We start from the raw sequence: 20,186 nt of genomic DNA on the forward strand, positions 1-20,186 counted from the left end.
TTTGGTTAAAAAGGCGGCGCCCGATAAAAACTAAGCTTCTAGGTTTCGGCTCCGGTAAGGAGTTTCTTGCGAAACTCCGAAGGCGAGCAGTTCATCGTTTTCCGGAAAACCCGGATGAAGTAGCTGATATTGTCATAGCCGACCTCAAGGGCGACAGCGGAAATTTTGCGTTCCGGATCCCGGAGCAACTCGGCGGCCTGGCGAATCCGGTAGGAGTTGATATAATCCATCGGCGTTTGCCGGGTCATGGATTTAAAGAACCGGCAGAATTGCCCCTCGCTCATTGGGATTAAAGAAGCCAACTCGCTCAAGCGAATCGGGTTCTCGTAATTGTGCTGGATATAATGGATAACGGTTTTCAAACGTTCCAGCTTGGAGGATTCGCTCCGGTTGCTCGCGGTACGGTTGCAGCTTTTGCCCTGCCCCACCGTTTCGGCCAGCATCAGATAAAGGTGGCCCTTCACGGCGCCGGCGAATCCGGGCAATTCGTCGCTGCAGCTCTTCATAATAGAGACGATGTGATCGAGCAGACCGGATTCGCAAGGATTCCCCCGCTTGATGTGTCGCGGGAAGGTCGCTTTCCTTTCCTGCAAGGGCAGGATCAGGTTTTCCTGAACGGCGTCGTAATGGGCGCTGGCGAGCAGATTCGTATCGAACACGAGGGAAAAGAAGGCGCATCCCGCTTCACCCAACGCATGGGCGGCATGGATGTCGCTTCCGTCCACAAAGACGGCTTCCCCGGCTCGGACCGGAAAGTAATCGGTATCGATCTGAAAGAGGGTTTCCCCCTCCACACAGTAAAAGATTTCGGCTTCCTCGTGCCAATGGCAGTCGATGACATGCTCCCCGGGACCGTAGCGGAACCAATAGGTTCCGAATGGCAGGTGCTCGTCGCCGTGGGCCCGGCTTTCCTTTAAAGAGCGTCGCAGAGCTTGATCCATGATGTTCACCTCAAAATTGTGTCATATTATCATCGAATTATGTTAGAATGATTTCTTTTTAATCAGTATAATGCAAGTGTAAGAGAATTTATAGTGGGAATAAGAACAATATTGTAAATCGAAAGGCGGTTTATCTCCAATGAAATTTACCGATGGAAACTGGCTGATTCGCGAAGGATTCAAACTTTCCACCGCAGTTCAGGCCTACGATTTTATGGTTCAAGATCAAACGCTGACAGCCTCCGCTTCGACTACACCGCTTCGCGGCCGCGGGGATATGATTAATACAACATTGCTTACCGTGCAATTCCATTCGCCACTGCCTGGCGTGATCGGCGTCAAGCTGATCCATTTTGCGGGGACCGTCGATCACGGCCCGAACTTTGAACTTGCGAAAAGCGGCGATCATGCCGTTATTACGGAAACCGAAGATTATGCCGAATTGAAGAGCGGCGACCTCAGCGTCCGTATCTCCAAAGGGGCGCAGTGGTCGGTGGACTTCTACCGCGGATCGCAGCGCCTGACCGGCAGCGCGTTCAAATCGATGGCGCATGTGACCGATCCAAACGGCGAAATCTTCATGCGTGAAGAACTGGATTTGAGTGTGGGCGAATTGGTTTACGGTCTGGGTGAACGCTTTACGGCCTTCGTTAAGAACGGTCAAATCGTGGATATCTGGAACAAGGACGGCGGCACCAGCTCCGAGCAGGCTTACAAGAACATTCCGTTCTATGTAACCAACAAAGGTTATGGCGTATTCGTCAATGATCCGGGCGGCGTCTCCTTCGAAGTTGCCTCGGAAAAAGTCAAGAAAGTTCAATTCAGCGTTCCCGGCGAATCGATCGAGTATTTTGTCATCGACGGACCGCAGCCGAAGGATGTGCTGGACAAGTACACGCAATTGACGGGCAAACCGGCCCTGCCGCCGGCCTGGTCGTTCGGCCTCTGGCTGACTACGTCCTTTACGACCGATTACGACGAGGCGACCGTGAACTCGTTTGTCGACGGTATGGCGGAAAGAGATTTGCCGCTGCATGTCTTCCATTTCGACTGCTTCTGGATGCGTGAATTCCACTGGACGGATTTCAAATGGGATGAGCGGGTGTTCCCGGATCCGGCGGGGATGCTGAAGCGGCTTAAAGAGAAAGACCTCAAAATTTGCGTCTGGATCAACCCTTACATCGGCCAACGCTCCCGCCTGTTTGAGGAAGGCAAGAAGAACGGCTATCTCGTGAAAAAACCGAACGGCGACGTATGGCAGTGGAACTTGTGGCAGCCGGGGATGGCCTTGGTGGACTTCACCAATCCGGAGGCTTGCGAATGGTTTGCGGGTTATCTGCGCGAGCTTGTGGATATGGGCGTCGACAGCTTCAAAACGGACTTCGGCGAGCGGATCCCGACCGATGTCGTGTACCATGACGGTTCCGATCCGGTTAGAATGCACAACTACTATACGTATCTTTACAATAAAGTTGTCTTTGAAGTGCTGGAAGAAAAGCTGGGCAAGAATGAAGCCGCTCTGTTTGCCCGTTCGGCGACGGTAGGCGGACAGAAGTTCCCGGTTCACTGGGGCGGCGACTGCTACGCCGATTACGAGTCCATGGCGGAAAGCCTTCGCGGCGGCCTGTCGCTCGGCCTGGCGGGCTTCGGCTTCTGGAGCCACGATATCGGCGGGTTCGAGAACACGGCGCCGGTCCATGTATTCAAGCGCTGGCTTGCTTTCGGCCTGCTGTCCAGCCACAGCCGCTTGCACGGCAGCAGCTCCTACCGCGTGCCTTGGGCTTATGATGATGAGGCGGTGGACGTAACCCGCTTCTACACGAAGTTGAAATGCAGCTTGATGCCATATCTGTACGATACGGCCGTATATGCTACGGAGAAAGGCGTACCGAGCATGCGCGCCATGTTCCTGGAGTTCCCGGACGATCCGGCCGCCGACACGCTGGACCGCCAGTACATGCTGGGAGATTCCCTGCTGGTCGCTCCGGTGTTCAGCGAAAACGGCGAGGTTTCGTACTACCTGCCTGAAGGCAAGTGGACTCACTTGCTGAACGGCAAAACGGTCGAAGGCGGCAGATGGCAAAAAGAGAAGTACGACTTCTTCGGACTTCCGCTCTATGTCCGCCCGAACAGTATTCTTCCGATCGGTGCGAACGATACGCGTCCGGATTATGACTTCGCGGACGGCGTGAAGCTCGGCTTGTATCAGCTGGACGAAGGCGTAGCCGTAACGCGTGCGGTTCGCAACGTCAAGGGTGAGACCGAACTGCTCGTGACCGCGGTTCGCGAAGGCGGCAAGATCAAGCTCACCGCGGAAGGTGCCGGCAAGGCCTTCAAAGCGGCGGTTTACGGCATGGGCGAGATCGCATCCGTGGAAGGCGGAACCCTGAACGGCGAAGGCATCGTTGAAGCGGCTTCCTTTACGGGCAAAACCGAACTGGTCATTTCCCTGAAATAATCAGCTTGCCCTCTTGTCCGCAAGTAAATTAATATGAACCTAGCGAGCCGGACAGCCGGCTGCGCCCGAATATCCCCGCTTTGATCAAAGCAGGGGATTTTCGGTTTTTATCGGGCTGTATAGAGATTTCACCATTTGCCCGAAATGCGGGAGGCGTGGCCATGTTAAGGAAAGTAATCCAGTTTACGAACAATCTGAAGTTGAAACACAAGCTCATGATCTCTTACATTCTTGTCGTGATGATTCCCGTCTTGATCGTAGGTGGCGTCGTTGTGGGCTATTTTCGGCAAGAGGCCATGGAACGGGCCATTAATCAGGCGACGAATAACGTGGAGAAAACGAAGTCCCAATTGGGGAACATGCTTAGGGTCCCTGTGGACGTCTCCAATACGCTAATGCTGGACAAAGAATTGGAGCGCGTCGTATCAACGCGATACGACGATGTTTTGGAATTGACGAAGTCTTATTTGAACTATACCGGCTTCCAGCAGTTTACGAGAACTTACCGGGAAGTGGCCTCCGTTCGTTTTTATTATGATAATCCGACTTTGATTAACAACACCCAGCTGATTCCGGTGAACGAAAGTATCAGGAAGACGGGGTGGTACCAGGAAGCAATGAAAACCAAAAGCATCCGGTGGGCGTATATTGCCGATGACGATGTCCTTCCCGTCGGCAAGTTGAGTCTGATTCGCCAACTCCCGTTCCCGGAACGGCGGACAAGCGGCGTTCTGATGGTTTCGCTCGACCAGGATGAATTGAATCGGATTCTCCGGCAGGAGCCGTTCGAGACTTTGATCGTCGACCATCAGGGAGTGATCGTCGCGGCCCAAAAGCCGGAGCTTATCGGGAAAGTGCTCGATCAGATGGGTTACGGCAGAAACCTGAGTACGAAGGGGACAGGGACTCACCATTTGGACATCAAAGGCGAGCGATCCTATGTCGTTGTGGACGATGTACTCCCGGAGTCTAGCGCCAACGGCTTAAAGATCATTTCCTTTTTCAGTACGGAGTCCATTGTCAAAGATGCCAACAGAGTCAGTTTAATCGGCCTTCTCATCATTTTGCTCGTGCTTCTGTTCGCGCTGGCGTTTGTTTATATCGTCTCTTTTCTGACGAGCAACCGTCTTCTTCGCCTCAGCAGGCACTTTAACCGGTTGGCGCTGGGGGACTTGAACGTCGTTTCCCGGATTGACGGAAATGATGAGATCGGTCAGCTTTACCGCCAGTTTAACTATATGGTGGAGAGCATCCGAATGCTGATGGAACAGGTTGTGGAGAAAACGGAGCAGAATACCGCGCTCGAACTGGCGCAGCGTGAAATCAAGTTAAAGATGATGGCCAGCCAGATCAACCCCCATTTTTTGTTCAACGCGCTGGAGTCTATCCGGATGAATGCCCATATGAAAGGCGAGAAAGAGATCGCGAATGTCGTGAGGCTGTTGGGCCGGTTAATGCGGAAAAACCTTGAAGTCGGCAGGGAGAGAACCCCGCTCAAGGAAGAAGTGGAGATGGTGCGTTCCTATCTGGAGATTCAGAAGTTCCGCTATGAGTCGAGGCTGCAGTTTGAGTTGAACGTCGATCCCGAGGCGAATGAGGTCCGGCTGCCGCCGCTCATTATCCAGCCGCTTGTCGAAAACTCGGTCGTCCATGGGGTTGAGGATAAAGAAGACGGAGTCGAAGTGGTTATTGAAATCCGGCGGCTGGCGGGGCATATCATGGTCAAGGTGATGGACAACGGGCTCGGCATGACCCCGGAACGGCTCGCGGAGGTTCAAAACTCGATCTCCGGCAGCGAGGAATCGGAAGGGAACCGGATCGGTCTTCGCAATGTCCATCAAAGGCTGGTTTTGTCTTACGGTGAGGAGTACGGCTTAAAGATCTACAGTGAATACGGCAAAGGGACTGAGATTTCATTTACTATCCCATGTAATGTCTAATTTTTATATGGTTTTCTCTAAAATCTGTCGGGTATTTCCGATTCCCCCCCTACTTTATCATAAAGGTATAGCAGAGAAGGGGGGATTGGACACATGGAAACGCTGTCAGCAAAACCCGGGGCCAGAAATGAAAGCGCCATCCCAAAACCGCCCAAGCAGCGGAAGCAAGGGTTTTGGAAGAGTGTGATACAGCAGAAATATCTTTACCTGATGTCCTTACCATTCGTAATTTGGTTATTCGTATTTAATTATCTGCCGATCTGGGGCTGGACGATGGCCTTTCAGAACTATAAACCGGCGAAGTCTTTTTCCGACCAAAAGTGGGTAGGCTTCAAAAACTTCGTGGAATTGTTCCAGGATGAAAGATTTTATCTGGTTCTGAGAAATACGCTGGCCATGAGTATCATGGGCCTGGTTGTAGGATTTATCATTCCGATCGCTTTTGCGGTATTCCTGAACGAGCTTCGGGGCAAGTACTTCAAACGCACCGTGCAAACCATATCTTACCTGCCTCACTTTGTGTCCTGGGTCGTCGTGGGAGGGATTGTTACGAAGATGCTGTCCAGAGACGGCGGGGTCGTTAACGATATTTTGCTGTCGCTGAACATTATTGACACGCCCATTCAGTTTATGGCTGAAGGCAAATGGTTTTGGGGGATTGTAACCGCTTCCGATGTGTGGAAGGAAACCGGCTGGAACGCCATCATCTATTTGGCGGCGATCACCGGGATCGATAGAGAGCTTTACGAAGCAGCCCGCGTCGATGGGGCCGGCCGCTTCAGACAAATTTGGAACATCACACTTCCGGGGATCCGAACTACGATCTCTGTGCTTCTGATCATGTCGATCGGTCATCTGATCGGAATCGGATTCGAGAAACAATTCAACCTTAGCAACCCGCTTGTAACCGATTACTCCGAAGTGCTTGACTTGTACGCTTTGAACTACGGCATCAATATAAGCCGCTTCTCCTACGGTACGGCGATCAGTATGTTTACTTCCGTAGTAAGTATCATTCTGCTGCTGTTGGCCAACGGCATCATGAAGAAAACAACGAAAGAAAGCATCATGTAGGAGGAGGGGACGAGAAATGGCGACACAAGCATCGTTTAACGCTACCAAATCCGACCGGATCTTTGATGTTTTAAACGTCATCTTTATGGCGATCATTCTGGTCATCACGTTGTATCCGTTCCTGAACGTGTTGGCGATTTCATTGAACGATTCAACGGATACGGTCCGGGGCGGCATCCATATCTGGCCGCGCGAGTTCACTTGGGAGAACTATAAAACGATTTTTAGTTACAGCAGCCTGATCCAGGGGTTTAAAATTACGATTTTCCGTACGGTTGCCGGCACGCTGCTCGGTTTGGTCAGCGCGTCGATGCTGGCATACACCCTGAGCCGGCCGGATTTCAGATCGCGAAAGTTCGTGTCCGTGTTCTTGGCGCTCACGATGTATTTCTCCGGCGGTTTGGTGCCGACTTATATGCTGATGAGACATTTGGATCTGATCGGCACATTCTGGATTTATATCCTTCCGGGGATTGTAAGTGCGTTTAATGTCTTCATCATCCGGTCCTTTATCGATGGATTGCCTTATGCCTTGCAGGAATCGGCAAAGCTCGACGGAGCTAATGACTTCACGATTTACTGGAGAGTTATTCTTCCGCTCTGTAAACCGGTTTTGGCTACGATTGCGTTGTTCCTGGCGGTAGGCCAGTGGAATTCCTGGTTTGATACGTATCTGTACAACGGAAATAAGCCGCATTTGACAACGCTGCAGTTTGAGCTGATGAAGATTTTGCAAAGTACGAACCAGGGCTCCAACATGGTCAATGCCAATGACATGGCGAACCAGATGGCACAGGTTTCGCCGGAGTCGATCAAGATGGCGATCACGATCGTCGTTACGCTTCCGATTCTATTAGTCTATCCGTTCCTGCAGCGCTATTTCGTTTCAGGCATGACGCTCGGGGCGGTAAAAGCGTAAAAAACGGGGCGACAAGGTGAAATTTATAGTTCCGCCGCTGTTCAGGGTTCGGCGCGGCGGAATGTTCTTCTTACAAGGCAGAGGGCCTTTTAAAAGAACAACAATGTAAGCCCTTACTTAAATTAAGGTATATGCAGGAGTTCCTGTTATACAATACAGCTTTAACATTTATACGAGGGGGAACTGGAAATGAAGTGGAAAACGCCTAAGACCTTTGCTGCGCTTTTATTGGCAAGCGCTCTGCTTGTCGGCGGCTGCGGCAACAACGGTAACGATAGCGCTGCAGGAACCAAGGGGAATGCGGGTCAGGACGATAACAGTCCTATTACATTTACTTTCTTTGGCGCTGACGCCAGCCCGAACTGGAACAACATGCAGGATGATGTCGGGAAAGCCATTACGGAGAAAACGGGCGTTACAATTGATGCCGAATATGACGTAGGCAGCGGCGGCGGGGAACAAAAGCTTTCGCTGATGGCGGCGAGCGGCGAGGTGCCGGACATCATTTTTGCTAAAGGCAACCTGGGCAAACTAATCGACGCCGGCCTTCTCATCGATCTCGCTCCATTGATCGAGGAGCATGCTCCCAACATTAAAAAGATATTTGCCGAAGACATGAACCGTTTGAAATACAGCAATGAGGACCAGGCCATCTATTCGCTCATGACCAATGGCGGCGTGGATCAGCAATCTTTTGACGCTACCGGCGGTTTTGAGATCCAGCAACGCGTCCTGAAGGAACTGGGTTACCCGAAAGTTCGGACGGTTAAAGATTTCGAAAACGTGCTCAAACAGTACGTGGAGAAGCATCCTACAACCGACGGGCAGCCTACGATTCCGCTCACTTTGAACGCGGATGACTGGAGAATTATGATTACGGTAACAAATCCTGCTTTCAGTGCGACGGGCGCTCCGGATGACGGCGAATACTATGTAAATCCGGAAACATATGAAGCGAAGCTGCACTACAAGCGCCCGGAAGAAAAAGAATACTTCCGCTGGTTGAACCATATGTACAATGAGGGGCTTCTTGACAAGGACAGCTTCGTACAAAAAGACGACCAGTACAAAGCTAAAATCGCCAGCGGACGCGTTCTCGGTCTGATCGACCAGGAATGGGGTTACCAGGACGCGGAAAACGCTTTGAAAACCTCGGGCAAGGACGAGTACACGTATGCTCATTTCCCTGTAACCTTGACGGAAGAGTATGAAGATCATTCTTTCCAATCCGCAGGGGTTGACGGATACGGCATATCGATTACGACGACTTGTAAGGATCCGGTCCGCGCGATTAAATTCCTGGATTGGATGTCCTCCGAAGAAGGTCAAATTCTGCGTAACTGGGGGATTGAAGGCAAGCACTACAAGGTAGAAGACGGCAAACGCGTAATCCCTGCAGAGATTCAAGAGCGTAAAGTAAATGACGCGACGAACTTCCAGAAAGAATCGGGAATCGGGATGTACCTGACCCTGGGCGCTCGTTACGGTGACGGCGTTAAGGATTCGACAGGCAATTATTTCACGACAAGCTTCCCAGAGCAGATCATTGCCGGCTATACCGAAGCGGAAAAAGAAACTTTGAAAGCTTACAACGCGACAACTTGGAAAGACCTCTTCCCGGCTGAAGACGCCTTCCCTGCCAAAGAATGGGGCGCGCTCTACAACATGCCTGTCCCAACGGATGGCGACTACCAAGTTATCTTTAAAAAGACGCAAGACATTGTCCGCAAACGGATTCCGGAAGCGATTCTTGCGAAAACGGGCGACTTTGACAAAGTCTACGACGGGTTCCTTGCCGAGCTGGACAAAGCTGGCGCTCAAAAGATGGAAGCCGAATACACCGAGTTGGTAAAAGCAAGAGTCGAGTTGTTCACTGGGAAAAAAGTCAAATAAAACGCTTTCAAATATCAATTTTATAGTATATTTATGGAAAAGGCCCGTCGTTTCGTTCGGGCCTTTTCTACAAGTTTCAGGGAGTGGAGGCTTGAGAATGAAGGATGGTAACAAGCGAGCGGATCGGCTATGGAAGCTGTGGTACAAGCAGCCCGCTTCCCGCTGGGAAGAAGCGCTGCCGGTCGGAAACGGGCGAATCGGCGGGATGATTTACGGAGACGACCGCAAGGAAGTAATCGCCCTGAATGAAGACACGCTATGGTCCGGATATCCCCGGGATACGCAAAACTATGACGCGCTCCGTTATTTGGAGCGGGTCAGGGAATTGATATTTTCCGGGAAATATAAAGAGGCGGAGCAGTTGATCGATGCGAAAATGCTCGCCAGACGAACAGAGTCTTATCAGCCTTTGGGGAACTTGGAGATCGGACATCCCGGGGATGTGCCCACGAAGGACTATTACCGGGACCTGGATCTGGAAACGGGGATCGCCAGCGTTTCGTATACCCGTGAAGACTGGCAGTTCTTACGTGAAGTCTTCGTTAGCGCGGCGGATCAGGTGATGGTTGTTCATTATATTGCTGCCCAAGGGGCTGATCTGGAATTGGCGATTTCGCTGAATTCGCTGCTTCCGCATCAAGGGAAGGTTACTCACGAAGGAACAGGTCTGCATATGACGGGAACCGCCCCCAGTCATGTCGCCGACAATTACCGGGGAGACCATCCCCAATCGGTTCTCTTTGAAGCGGGGCGGGGGGTCACATTTGAAACCCATGTCCGGGTCGTTCAAGAGGGAGGGACTGCTGTCGCCGGTCAAAATGAAATTCGCATAGAAGGCGCCTCCTCGGTCACTCTTCTGCTTGCGGCGGCGACGAACTTCCAAGGCTACAATGTGATGCCGACGGAAGAAGGAGCCAAGGAAGCCGCCGACAGATGCGCGAGTGTTCTGGATGCCGCCCGAAAGCTTGGATACCGGGAGCTTCGCCGCAGGCATGTGGAGGATCACCAAGCGCTGTTTGGCCGGGTGAAGCTCGAATTGGGCCGCAACGACAACAGCCAGCTGCCTACGGATGAGCGGTTGGTTCTTTACCGTTCAGGCTGTGCAGATCCTGTGCTGGAGGCGCTTTATTTTCAATATGGAAGATACTTGCTGATGAGCAGTTCCAGACCCGGAACCCAGCCCGCTCATTTGCAGGGGATCTGGAACCCGCGGATCCAGCCGCCATGGAACAGCAATTATACGACCAATATTAATACGCAGATGAACTATTGGCCGGCCGAAGTCTGCAATCTGAGCGAGTGTCACGAGCCTTTGTTCAACCTGATTCGGGATTTGAGCGAAACGGGTTCCAGAACCGCCCGGATCCATTACGGGGCCAGGGGATGGGTCGCCCATCATAACGTCGATCTCTGGCGGATGTCCACCCCGAGCGACGGGGAGGCTAGCTGGGCGTTCTGGCCGATGGGAGGCGTTTGGTTATGCCAGCATCTCTGGGAGCATTTCGCTTATACCGGAGATGAAGCTTTCCTGCGGGAAACGGCATATCCGTTAATGAAAGGAGCGGCGGAGTTCTGTATCGATTGGCTGGTCCCGGCTCCCGACGGACGGCTAGTCACGGCTCCGTCCACGTCTCCGGAGAACAAGTTTTTAACCGAGGACGGAGAGCGGTGCAGTGTGTCGGCGGGTTCCGCCATGGACATGACTTTGATTCGCGAGCTTTTCGAGCACTGCGTTCAGGCGGCCGAACTGCTTGGGATAGATAGCGATTGGACCCGGCAGTTGAGCGCAACGATGGATCGGATGGCGAAACCGCAGATCGGTCCGGATGGCCGCCTGATGGAATGGAGCGGGAATTTCGCGGAGGCGGAGCCCGGGCACCGGCACGTTTCTCATTTGTACGGTCTTTATCCCGGGAGCGCCATTACCCCGAAAGAGACTCCGGAACTGGCGGAAGCGGCCCGCTTGTCGCTGGAAAGCCGGATCAGCCAAGGGGGAGGCCATACGGGCTGGAGCTGCGCCTGGCTGATCAGTTTATACGCCAGACTCGGGGACGGCGAATCGGCGTACCGGTTTGTGCATACGCTTTTGGCCCGTTCGACGTATCCGAATTTGTTCGACGATCATCCTCCATTCCAGATCGACGGGAACTTCGGGGGCGCGGCGGGCATTGCCGAAATGCTGCTGCAGAGCCATCGGGACGGAGTCGACCTGCTGCCTTCCTTACCGGAAGCCTGGCCGGAGGGCCGTGTCAGCGGGCTGAGAGCCAGAGGCGGTTATACCGTCAGCCTCGATTGGCGGGAGGGCCGGCTTACGGAAGCCCGCATTGTGGCTTCACGCTCCGGCTGGTGCAGGATCGGTTATCTGGACCATGCGCTCCGCGTTTCCCATTCGGATGGTGCAGCGGCCAAGCGCGAAGGGGCAGCCGTTTGGCTGGAGAGCGGTGAAACATATTGCGTGACCCTGGGCGGGTTAAGCGGTTTTGAATGAATTTTAAGGCAGATAAGCGGCTGTCCGTTAAAGCCAAGGGTTTTGACTTGGCACAGCCTTTTTTTCAACGGAGAGGCTCGGTCGGTTATCACCGGTTCCCGTATTAATGAAGTTTGCGGAATTGCTGCGGCGTCATGCCGATATGCTTGCGAAAGGTAGCGACGAAATGGCTGGTGTCGCGAAATCCGGTTTCCGCCGCGATGCTGGCCACCGTATGGTCCGGAAAGCCGGCCAGCTGTTCTTTGGCTTTGTGAATCCGCTTCTGCACCAGGTAGGCGTAAGGGGACAGCTCGAAAGTCAACTGAAAGAGTTTGCTCAGATGCCGGCTTGAAATGCCGAGCACACCGGCTAGCGTATCGAGTCCGATATCCGGGTTGCCGTAATGCTCTTCCATCCAGGCAAGCAGAGGCTCAAGCTTTTCCATATTGCGTGTGACCGAGATGGCGCTGGTTTGGCCATATTTGCTGAGCAGTCCGAGAAACCGGTAAATTCCGGCCGAAGCTTCCAGACCGAACCGGTCGGTTCCGGCTTCAAGCATCTCCAGCATGGAGCCGAGTAGTGCCGTCAGGGGAGCATCGGATTCCCAACGAAAAAAGGCCGGCTCCCGAATCATATAGGAGGACAGGATCGAGGGGGCTGCATGACCGCCAAAAGTGAGATACAGCGTTCTCCATATACCGCTGCCGCCGGCCTCGTACCGATGGGGGAGTCCGGGAGGCAGCAGAATACCGCTGTATGGTTCTAGCACGACCGTCTCCGTTCCGTAAAACAACGTCCCCTGGCCGGACTCGGTCTGAATCCAATGATAACAGGGGTATCCCTCGGGACGAACGATGGGTTCCTGGTGAGGATTATAGCCGATGCTTTCGACCACCAGGGGAAGATGGGGGTTTCCTGCTGGCGAAAAGACAAACCTGCGAACGACAGGGGGGTTCATTCGAGTCACCTCAAGTGCCATATTATTATATATCGTGACAATAATATTATATGTAAAGCCATTTCAATACATTTTACAATGAGAATATAATTATATCATGTTGGATAAAGGATGTGTTTCGCAGTGATCAATCAAAAGCTGCCGAAAATATGGTATGGCGGGGACTACAACCCTGAGCAATGGGAGCCGGAAATCTGGAAAGAGGACGAACGGATGTTCAAGCTCGCCGGCATCGATGTGGCTACGGTTAATGTATTTTCCTGGGCGTTGAGCCAACCCGACGAGAATACTTATGATTTCGCGCAATTGGACGAAACGATGGATCGTCTTTATAAAAGCGGCGTCTATATCTGCCTGGCGACCAGCACGGGAGCCCATCCCGCGTGGATGGCGAGAAAACATCCCGATGTCTTGCGCGTCGACGTGCAGGGGAGAAAACGCAAATTCGGCGGACGCCATAATTCCTGTCCGAATTCGCCGACTTACCGGAAGCATTCCACCCTTATGGCCGGTAAACTGGCGGAGAGATACAAGGACCATCCCGGCCTGCTGATCTGGCATATCTCCAATGAATACGGGGGCTACTGCTATTGCGACAACTGCGCGGCGGGTTTCCGCGAATGGCTGAAGGAGCGTTACGGCAACCTGGATGCTTTGAACAAGGCATGGAACACCCGTTTTTGGGGACATACCTTTTATGACTGGGAAGAAATCGTTCCTCCGAGCGAGCTGAGTGAGGAATGGGGAGGCAACCGCACCAATTTCCAGGGCATTTCCCTGGATTACCGCCGCTTTATGTCTAACAGTCTGTTGGAATGCTATCGTCTGGAGTACGAGGAGATTAAGAAGCATACGCCGAATATTCCGATCACGACCAACCTGATGGGCTTTTATCCGGAGCTTGACTATTTCGAGTGGGCGAAGTATTTGGATATCGTCTCTTGGGACAACTATCCTTCGCTCGATACGCCGGTCAGCTTCACGGCGATGACGCATGACTTGATGCGCGGCCTGAAGAGCGGCGATCCGTTCATGCTCATGGAGCAGACGCCGAGCCAGCAAAACTGGCAGGCCTACAATTCCCTGAAGCGTCCCGGCGTCATGCGGCTGTGGAGCTACCAGGCGGTGGCGCGCGGCGCGGACACGGTGCTGTTCTTCCAACTGCGCCGCTCTATCGGGGCCTGCGAGAAATATCACGGCGCCGTCATCGAGCACGTCGGCCATGAGCATACCCGGGTATTCCGGGAGGTTGCCGAGCTTGGCCGCGAGCTGCAGCAGCTTGGCGATACGCTGTTGGATGCCCGAACGGAGGCCAAAATCGGCATCGTCTACGATTGGGAGAACCGTTGGGCGACCGAATTGTCCAGCGGACCGACCATTGCCTTGAACTATGTGAATGAAGTACACAAGTATTATGACGCGCTGTTCCAAATGCATGTGGAAAGCGATATGGTGTCCGTCGAAGAGGACTTCAGCAAATATGAAATCGTCATTGCTCCGGTCATGTATATGGTCAAACCGAGCTTTGCCAAGAAAGTGGAGGAGTTCGTAGCCGCCGGCGGTACGTTTGTGACCACCTTCTTCAGCGGCATCGTCAATGAGAACGATCTGGTGACGACCGGCGGATACCCGGGAGAACTGCGCTCTGTTCTGGGCATCTGGGCCGAAGAAATCGATGCGCTGTTCCCGGATCAGAAGAACCAAATCGTGATGAAGCAGCCTTGGGGGAGCTTGGAAGGGCAGTTTGAATGCGGATTGCTCTGCGACCTCATTCATTCCGAAGGCGCGGAAGTGCTGGCGGAGTACGGGGCCGATTTCTATAAAGGTATGCCGGTTGTGACGGTGAACAAATTCGGGGCGGGACGCGCCTATTACGTAGCCAGCAGCCCTGAAGCGGATTTCCTCCAAGGGTTCATGAAGAACCTGTGCGAGGAGAAGGGAATTAAGCCGCTTCTCAACGCGCCGGCCGGCGTGGAAGTGGCCCGCCGCGTCAAGAGCGGGACGGAATATCTGTTCCTGCTGAATCACCATGCGGAAGCTTCCGCGGTAGAAATCGGCGCCTCCGAACGAAAAGATCTGCTTGCGAATGCCATGGTATCGGGTTCCGTAACGGTTCCGGGCCGCGGCGTCGTCATATTGGAAAGCAATCCACAGTCCTAATCCTGTATAATTAAGAATACAACAAGAACCGTCGGCCCTCGGACAACCGGCGGTTCTTCTGTTCAAAAGGCCGACGAAATCCGTCGGGCCACTATTTTCGACGATGGGAGCAAGCCGTAATGGAAAATGCAATTAAGCGCCAGCTATCCCGCCAAGAGCTGGAAGCCCTGGTAGATCGGGCTTTTCAAGGTCACAGAACGCTGGCAGGCTATGAAGAATTAAAAGACGGGTGGTTCAACTCGGCATATGCGCTTACCTGTAATGATGGGTTGAAAGCGGTTTTAAAGGTAGCCCCCCGATCCGGGGAAGGAATGATGTCCTACGAGCGGGATGTGATGAAAGCCGAGGTAGAGGTGCTTCGGTTGTTGAAGGAGGACGGCAGTGTTCCAGTACCCGAAGTGTATTATGACGAAATCGGAAACAAGGACGGCGAATGGTTCCTGATGCAATTCATAGCGGGGGATCCCTATAACAAGGTAAAAGAAAGCCTTGCTAGCGAGGAACGCGCGCAGATTGAAGAGGAGCTGGGCCGTATGAACCAGCGTATCAACCGGATTCGCGGCGAACGGTTTGGGTACTATGCCCGGGAGGAGCATCAGGGAAAGGATTGGCCGACGGTATTCACGGACATGGTATCGGGATTGCTGAAGGATGCCCGGGAAAAGAGAATTAAGCTCCCTGCGGACGAGGAAGCGATTCTGAATCTCTTGGGTAAACGAGAGGCCAGTCTGGCGGAGGTAACCGTTCCGAGTTTGGTCCATTGGGATTTATGGGACGGCAATGTCTTTGTAAAAGACGGGCGGATCACCGCTTTGATCGACTGTGAGCGGGCGCTGTGGGGAGATCCGCTGATGGAATTTTATTTTCGCGCCATAGCCGGAGGAAGTCAGGCTTTTTTCCGCGGCTACGGGAAGGAGACATTTACGTCCGCCGAGCGGGAGCGGATGAAGTTGTACGATTTATATCTGGCCTTCATTTTTCATATTGAGTGTTACTACCGACAGTTTAGCGACGTGGACCATCTCCGCTGGGCCCAAGAACATCTGGCGGACACCTGGAACTCGGTCAACGGGTGAAGATTGGTATTGGTGCAAACAAAAAGCGCGGGATTCAGGGGGATTCTTCTCCCTGTTCCCGCGCTATTTATTATGCTTAGCTGCGTTCCAAAATCGTATTGAGCGTGGTGCGGTCCAGCCCTTTGACGAGGCGGATCAGCAGTTCCTTGGCCGCCGCATAATCATCCGTGTGGATGATCGAGGACGAAGTGTGAATGTAACGGGAGCAAATCCCGATTACCGTGGACGGGACCCCGATGCCGCTAAGGTGGACTTGACCCGCATCCGTTCCTCCCGGGGAAACGAAATACTGGTACTTGATTTTGTGCGTATCGGCCGTGTCCTGAATGTATTCGACCATTCCGCGGTGGGTCAGCATCGTCGGATCGTAGATACGCAGCAAGGCGCCTTGGCCCAGCTGTCCGAAAGCCCGTTTGTCTCCCGTCATATCGTTGGCGGCACTGGCGTCAAGACCGAAGAAAATATCCGGCTGAATCAGATTCGCCGACGTCCGGGCTCCGCGCAAGCCGAGCTCCTCCTGGACAGTAGCACCGCAGTACAGCGTGTTTGGAAGCTTCTCCTGGTGCAGCGCCTCCATCAATTCAATCGCCAGGCCGACGCCGTACCGATTATCCCAAGCTTTGGCCATGATCTTCTTCGGGTTGACCATCGGCGTAAACTCGCAAATCGGCACGATTTGCTGTCCGGGACGGACACCGGCCGCTTCGGCCTCTTCCCGGCTGTCCGCGCCGATATCCAGATACATCGTTTTAAGATCGACCGGCTTGCTGCGCTGGGATTCGTCCAGCAGATGCGTAGGGATCGAACCGACAACACCGATGATGCGGCCCTTCGGCGTTATGATCTGCAGACGCTGCGCCAAAACAGCCTGGCTCCACCAGCCTCCGAGCGGCTGGAAATGCACCATGCCATTGTCGGTGATGCTTGTCGTTATAAATCCGACTTCGTCCAGGTGTCCGGCCACCATAACCCGGGGACCTTCGTCATTGCCGCGCAGGACACCGAACAGGCTTCCCAGCCGGTCCTGCACGAATTCCCCGGTATACTGGGACAAGCGGTCTTTAAACCACGCCCGCAGTTCTCGTTCAAACCCGGGGGCCGCGGGGAATTCCGTAAGCTGTTTGAACAGCTCCATCGTTTTATCGTTCATCGATCGTACACTCCTTCCATTACTAAATAGTATGTACCACCTTGCACGGATTGTCCATGTCTGCCCGGTGACGTCTCCGGAAGTCATGCGAATTCCATCTTTGGAGGTAGCAAGGAGCCCCGGGGGCTCATATACTACAGCAAGTTTGATTCAGGAAAATCAGGGAGGCAGAAGCGGCCATGATGGAGCGCTACACCAAGGATTTGTTGTTAATCTTGCTATTGTTCATCTTACTGGTCATCATTCTGGGGTATTTATAAGGAGAATGGGGATGAAACGGCGGTTTTCCACAGGAAAACCGCCGTTTCAAGGAGTACCTCATTTCCTGGAAATAAAGTCCTTATGCGGCGCTATTTTGTCGAATTTGGCTGGGCGGTGGGGAATAGCGGATTTTTAGGGCCTTATTTTGGGTAAAAGCCGGGACAACCCTGATTTCGGGGTCCGTAACAGTCAAATAACGCCCTTTTCGCCGCTATTATTCCCCCTGAGCCGAATCGGTCTGCAATAGCGTCCCAAAAGGCCGCTAAGGAAGCGGACAACTCTTTAGATGGGCAGCACCATGTCAGGTTTGATGCGATGTCCGTGGTCTTAACGAAAAAGGAGTGTCAGATTAACTGGAAAAACTCCCGCTAATTAGGTGCGGAGAAGCCTGCAGCACGTGAATAACGGGAATAACTCCAGTTATTTTTCGGGCGGAGGGCTGATTTGTGCCGAAGGGGAGAAATTTGCTGGAGGAATTCCAGCTAATATGCCCAACGGCGTGAATAGCATCAATTTAACTGGAGAAAATCCCGTTAATTTGGCGGCGGAGCAGCTCCAGTATGGGCGTGGTGTAACAGGCATGGAATCCGCTGATTAGCTAATTATATAATTGAACTATTGAATGTACCTGTACGGCCGCCGTGTGAAATGTTCTTCCGATTTATCGCTGCCTGTCCCAGATTTCTTAATTAAAAGGCGAAGGCAGCTTGTGCTTTCTTTCTTTCTTTCTTTCTTTCGAAGCAGATTTCTTGCAGAAAGCTTGTTGCTTCTCCAAATCATTTTGTCGATGGATGTTTTTTAGCACGGGATCACGTGAATTTGGACGGGCCCAGCTATGGATGATTTACCAATCATAACAAGAAGCTTGATGGCAAATAATGAGGATACAGCGCAAGCCCTGTCTTGAAAGTGATGAATAAAGGAGGAATCACGCTTGCCATCAAAAACGAAATCAAAGTCCGGGTCCCGGGTAAAATTGAACACAATGTCCCTGACGGAACAGGATTATCAACAAATTGCCAAAAAACATAAGCCCAAGACCAAGGTTTTTACCAACTGCCTTAAGGCTTTTCTGGTCGGAGGGTTGATCTGTCTGCTCGGCCAGTGCATACAGCAGCTGTTCATGACTTACGGCGGCATGACGTCCCGGGAAGCGAGCAGCCCGACTGTGGCGGTATTGATCATTATTTCCGTGATCCTTACGTCGCTGGGCGTGTACGACAAAATCGCCCAATGGGCGGGGGCGGGATCGGCGGTGCCGGTCACCGGTTTTGCGAATTCCATGTGTTCCTCGGCGATTGAATCCAAAGCGGAAGGGATCGTCCTTGGGGTAGGCGCCAATATGTTCAAACTGGCCGGATCCGTGATTGTGTTCGGCGTGGTTGCCGCATTTGTGGTTGGCGTTATTCATGTAATCTTCGGCTTAGGGGGCGTACACTGATGATGTTGACCGGTTCGCAAACCTGGGAGTTCAAGTCAAAGCCTGTCATTATCGGGACGGCAACCGTTGTCGGACCGGAGGAAGGGGAAGGGCCGCTGGGCGGGGATTTCGATTTTGTGTACGACAATCTGGAGATTGACGAGAAGACCTGGGAGAAAGCCGAGCGCAAGCTGCTGGAGCACGCCTCTTCGCTGGCTTTGACGCACGCGGGGATTACCCGGGAAGAACTGCAATTCTATATCAGCGGGGACTTGATGAATCAGATTATCAGCGCCACTTTTTCGGCCCGCAAAATCGGGGCCCCGTATATCGGCGTGTTCGGCGCCTGCTCCACCTCCATGGAAAGTCTGGCCATGGCGGCATTGATCGTCGATGCCGGCGGAGCGAAGTATGCGATGGCGGCAACGGCAAGCCATAATTGTACGGTGGAAAAGCAGTTCCGGTACCCGACCGAATACGGTTCGCAAAAACCGCCTACCGCGCAGTATACGATCACCGGCTCGGGAGCCGCGGTCGTATCCTCCTCCGGCTCGGGGCCGCGGATAACGCACGCGACGATTGGACGCATTCAGGATCTCGGCGTCAAGGATCCCTTCAATATGGGGGAAGCCATGGCTCCCGCTGCGGCGGATACGCTGGTCGCCCATTTTCGCGATACCGGTCGTAAACCGGAAGACTATGATCTGATCGTTACCGGTGATCTGGCGACGATAGGACATGCCATTGTGAAAGACGTGCTGAAAAAAGACGGCGTCAACATGGCGGCAACGGATTTCAAGGATTGCGGCCTGATGATTTATGACCGGGAGAAGCAGCCGTATGTGATGGCCGGCGGCAGCGGCTGCGGCTGCTCGGCGGTGGTGACTTACGGACATATCCTGAAAAAAATGAAACAAGGAGAACTGAACCGGGTGCTGATCGCCGCGACCGGAGCGCTGCTCTCCCCGCTGTCTTATCAGCAGGGCGAGACCATCCCCTGTATTGCGCATGCCGTCGCCCTGGAAAGGGAGGGATTTGAAGGATGATATTTCTGTGGGCTTTTGTTATTGGCGGTCTGTTTTGCGTTGTAGGCCAAATCATGTTCGACGTGTTTAAAATGACCCCCGCGCATACGATGAGTACTTTGGTCGTGGCTGGGGCGGTGATGGATGCGCTGGGCTGGTACGATCCGCTCGTCAAATTTGCCGGTGCGGGTGCGTCCGTGCCGATTACGAGCTTCGGCAACTCCCTGGTTCACGGTGCCCTGACCGAGCTGCAGCGCGACGGCTGGATCGGGGTGATCACCGGGATATTCGACGTCACCAGCGCCGGAATTTCCGCGGCGATTATCTTTTCGTTCCTGGCAGCCCTCGTTGTTCGGCCGAAAGGATGAAGGAATAAGCACAATGAGGAAGACCCAATGGGCTGCTATGGCTCTTTGGGGCTTCTTTTTTCAGGCGGAAAATGCT

15 protein-coding genes are annotated in these 20,186 nt (G+C 53.2%); 12 read left to right on the forward strand and 3 right to left on the reverse strand.

The window, feature by feature from the left end:
- Positions 1-38: 38 nt before the first annotated feature.
- Positions 39-941: an AraC family transcriptional regulator gene (locus V4U88_RS21310; protein WP_334075267.1), complete on the reverse strand. Its 903-nt coding sequence runs from the start codon at positions 939-941 to the stop codon at positions 39-41.
- A 139-nt stretch (positions 942-1,080) separates the two neighbouring features.
- On the opposite strand from V4U88_RS21310, the gene yicI reads away from it, so the two are divergent.
- The 6 genes from yicI (at position 1,081) to V4U88_RS21340 (ending at position 11,713) form a co-directional block, all read left to right on the forward strand.
- Entirely contained in the window at positions 1,081-3,399 is a 2,319-nt protein-coding gene (yicI, locus tag V4U88_RS21315) for an alpha-xylosidase (protein WP_334075268.1), read from the forward strand.
- A 161-nt stretch (positions 3,400-3,560) separates the two neighbouring features.
- A complete protein-coding gene (locus V4U88_RS21320; RefSeq protein WP_334075269.1) occupies positions 3,561-5,339 on the forward strand; it encodes a cache domain-containing sensor histidine kinase in 1,779 nt (592 codons plus the stop codon).
- Between the two features lie 93 nt (positions 5,340-5,432).
- Entirely contained in the window at positions 5,433-6,413 is a 981-nt protein-coding gene (locus V4U88_RS21325; protein ID WP_334075270.1) for an ABC transporter permease, read from the forward strand.
- Positions 6,414-6,429: 16 nt separating this feature from the next.
- The gene (locus V4U88_RS21330; protein ID WP_334075271.1) at positions 6,430-7,332 is read left to right on the forward strand and encodes a carbohydrate ABC transporter permease; all 903 of its coding nucleotides are present in this window, start codon (positions 6,430-6,432) and stop codon (positions 7,330-7,332) included.
- 189 nt (positions 7,333-7,521) lie between these two features.
- Positions 7,522-9,225, forward strand: coding sequence for an ABC transporter substrate-binding protein (locus V4U88_RS21335; protein ID WP_334075272.1), 1,704 nt, complete (start codon positions 7,522-7,524; stop codon positions 9,223-9,225).
- A 97-nt stretch (positions 9,226-9,322) separates the two neighbouring features.
- Complete coding sequence (locus V4U88_RS21340) at positions 9,323-11,713, forward strand: glycoside hydrolase family 95 protein (protein ID WP_334075273.1); 2,391 nt, start codon at positions 9,323-9,325, stop codon at positions 11,711-11,713.
- A gap of 103 nt (positions 11,714-11,816) precedes the next feature.
- On the opposite strand, the gene V4U88_RS21345 is transcribed toward V4U88_RS21340, so the two are convergent.
- On the reverse strand, positions 11,817-12,650 hold the full coding sequence (locus V4U88_RS21345) for an AraC family transcriptional regulator (protein WP_334075274.1): 834 nt from the start codon (positions 12,648-12,650) through the stop codon (positions 11,817-11,819).
- A gap of 123 nt (positions 12,651-12,773) precedes the next feature.
- Between V4U88_RS21345 and V4U88_RS21350 the strand changes: the two genes are divergently transcribed.
- Both V4U88_RS21350 and V4U88_RS21355 read left to right on the forward strand, forming a co-directional pair.
- Positions 12,774-14,810 (forward strand): beta-galactosidase, encoded by a 2,037-nt coding sequence (locus V4U88_RS21350; RefSeq protein WP_334075275.1) that lies wholly within the window; start codon positions 12,774-12,776, stop codon positions 14,808-14,810.
- Between the two features lie 119 nt (positions 14,811-14,929).
- Entirely contained in the window at positions 14,930-15,886 is a 957-nt protein-coding gene (locus tag V4U88_RS21355) for a phosphotransferase family protein (RefSeq protein ID WP_334075276.1), read from the forward strand.
- Positions 15,887-15,962: 76 nt separating this feature from the next.
- Here the strand turns inward: V4U88_RS21355 and V4U88_RS21360 are convergent, their stop codons facing one another.
- Positions 15,963-17,036 carry a M42 family metallopeptidase gene (locus V4U88_RS21360; RefSeq protein WP_334075277.1) on the reverse strand — a complete coding sequence of 358 codons (1,074 nt, stop codon included), beginning with the start codon at positions 17,034-17,036 and terminating at the stop codon, positions 15,963-15,965.
- Positions 17,037-17,694: 658 nt separating this feature from the next.
- Here V4U88_RS21360 and V4U88_RS21365 point away from each other — a divergent pair.
- From V4U88_RS21365 to spoVAE, 4 genes are all read left to right on the forward strand, one after another.
- Complete coding sequence (locus V4U88_RS21365) at positions 17,695-17,895, forward strand: hypothetical protein (RefSeq protein WP_334075278.1); 201 nt, start codon at positions 17,695-17,697, stop codon at positions 17,893-17,895.
- A gap of 336 nt (positions 17,896-18,231) precedes the next feature.
- Positions 18,232-18,738: a stage V sporulation protein AC gene (spoVAC, locus tag V4U88_RS21370; protein WP_334075279.1), complete on the forward strand. Its 507-nt coding sequence runs from the start codon at positions 18,232-18,234 to the stop codon at positions 18,736-18,738.
- The gene (gene spoVAD, locus V4U88_RS21375; RefSeq protein WP_334075280.1) at positions 18,738-19,763 is read left to right on the forward strand and encodes a stage V sporulation protein AD; all 1,026 of its coding nucleotides are present in this window, start codon (positions 18,738-18,740) and stop codon (positions 19,761-19,763) included. Before spoVAC ends, spoVAD begins: the two co-directional genes overlap by 1 nt.
- Positions 19,760-20,110, forward strand: coding sequence for a stage V sporulation protein AE (spoVAE, locus tag V4U88_RS21380; RefSeq protein ID WP_334075281.1), 351 nt, complete (start codon positions 19,760-19,762; stop codon positions 20,108-20,110). Before spoVAD ends, spoVAE begins: the two co-directional genes overlap by 4 nt.
- Positions 20,111-20,186: the final 76 nt, after the last annotated feature.

Origin of the sequence: Paenibacillus sp. A14, assembly GCF_036864815.1 — a bacterium.
Taxonomy (GTDB): Bacteria; Bacillota; Bacilli; order Paenibacillales; family Paenibacillaceae; genus Fontibacillus; species Fontibacillus sanfengchensis.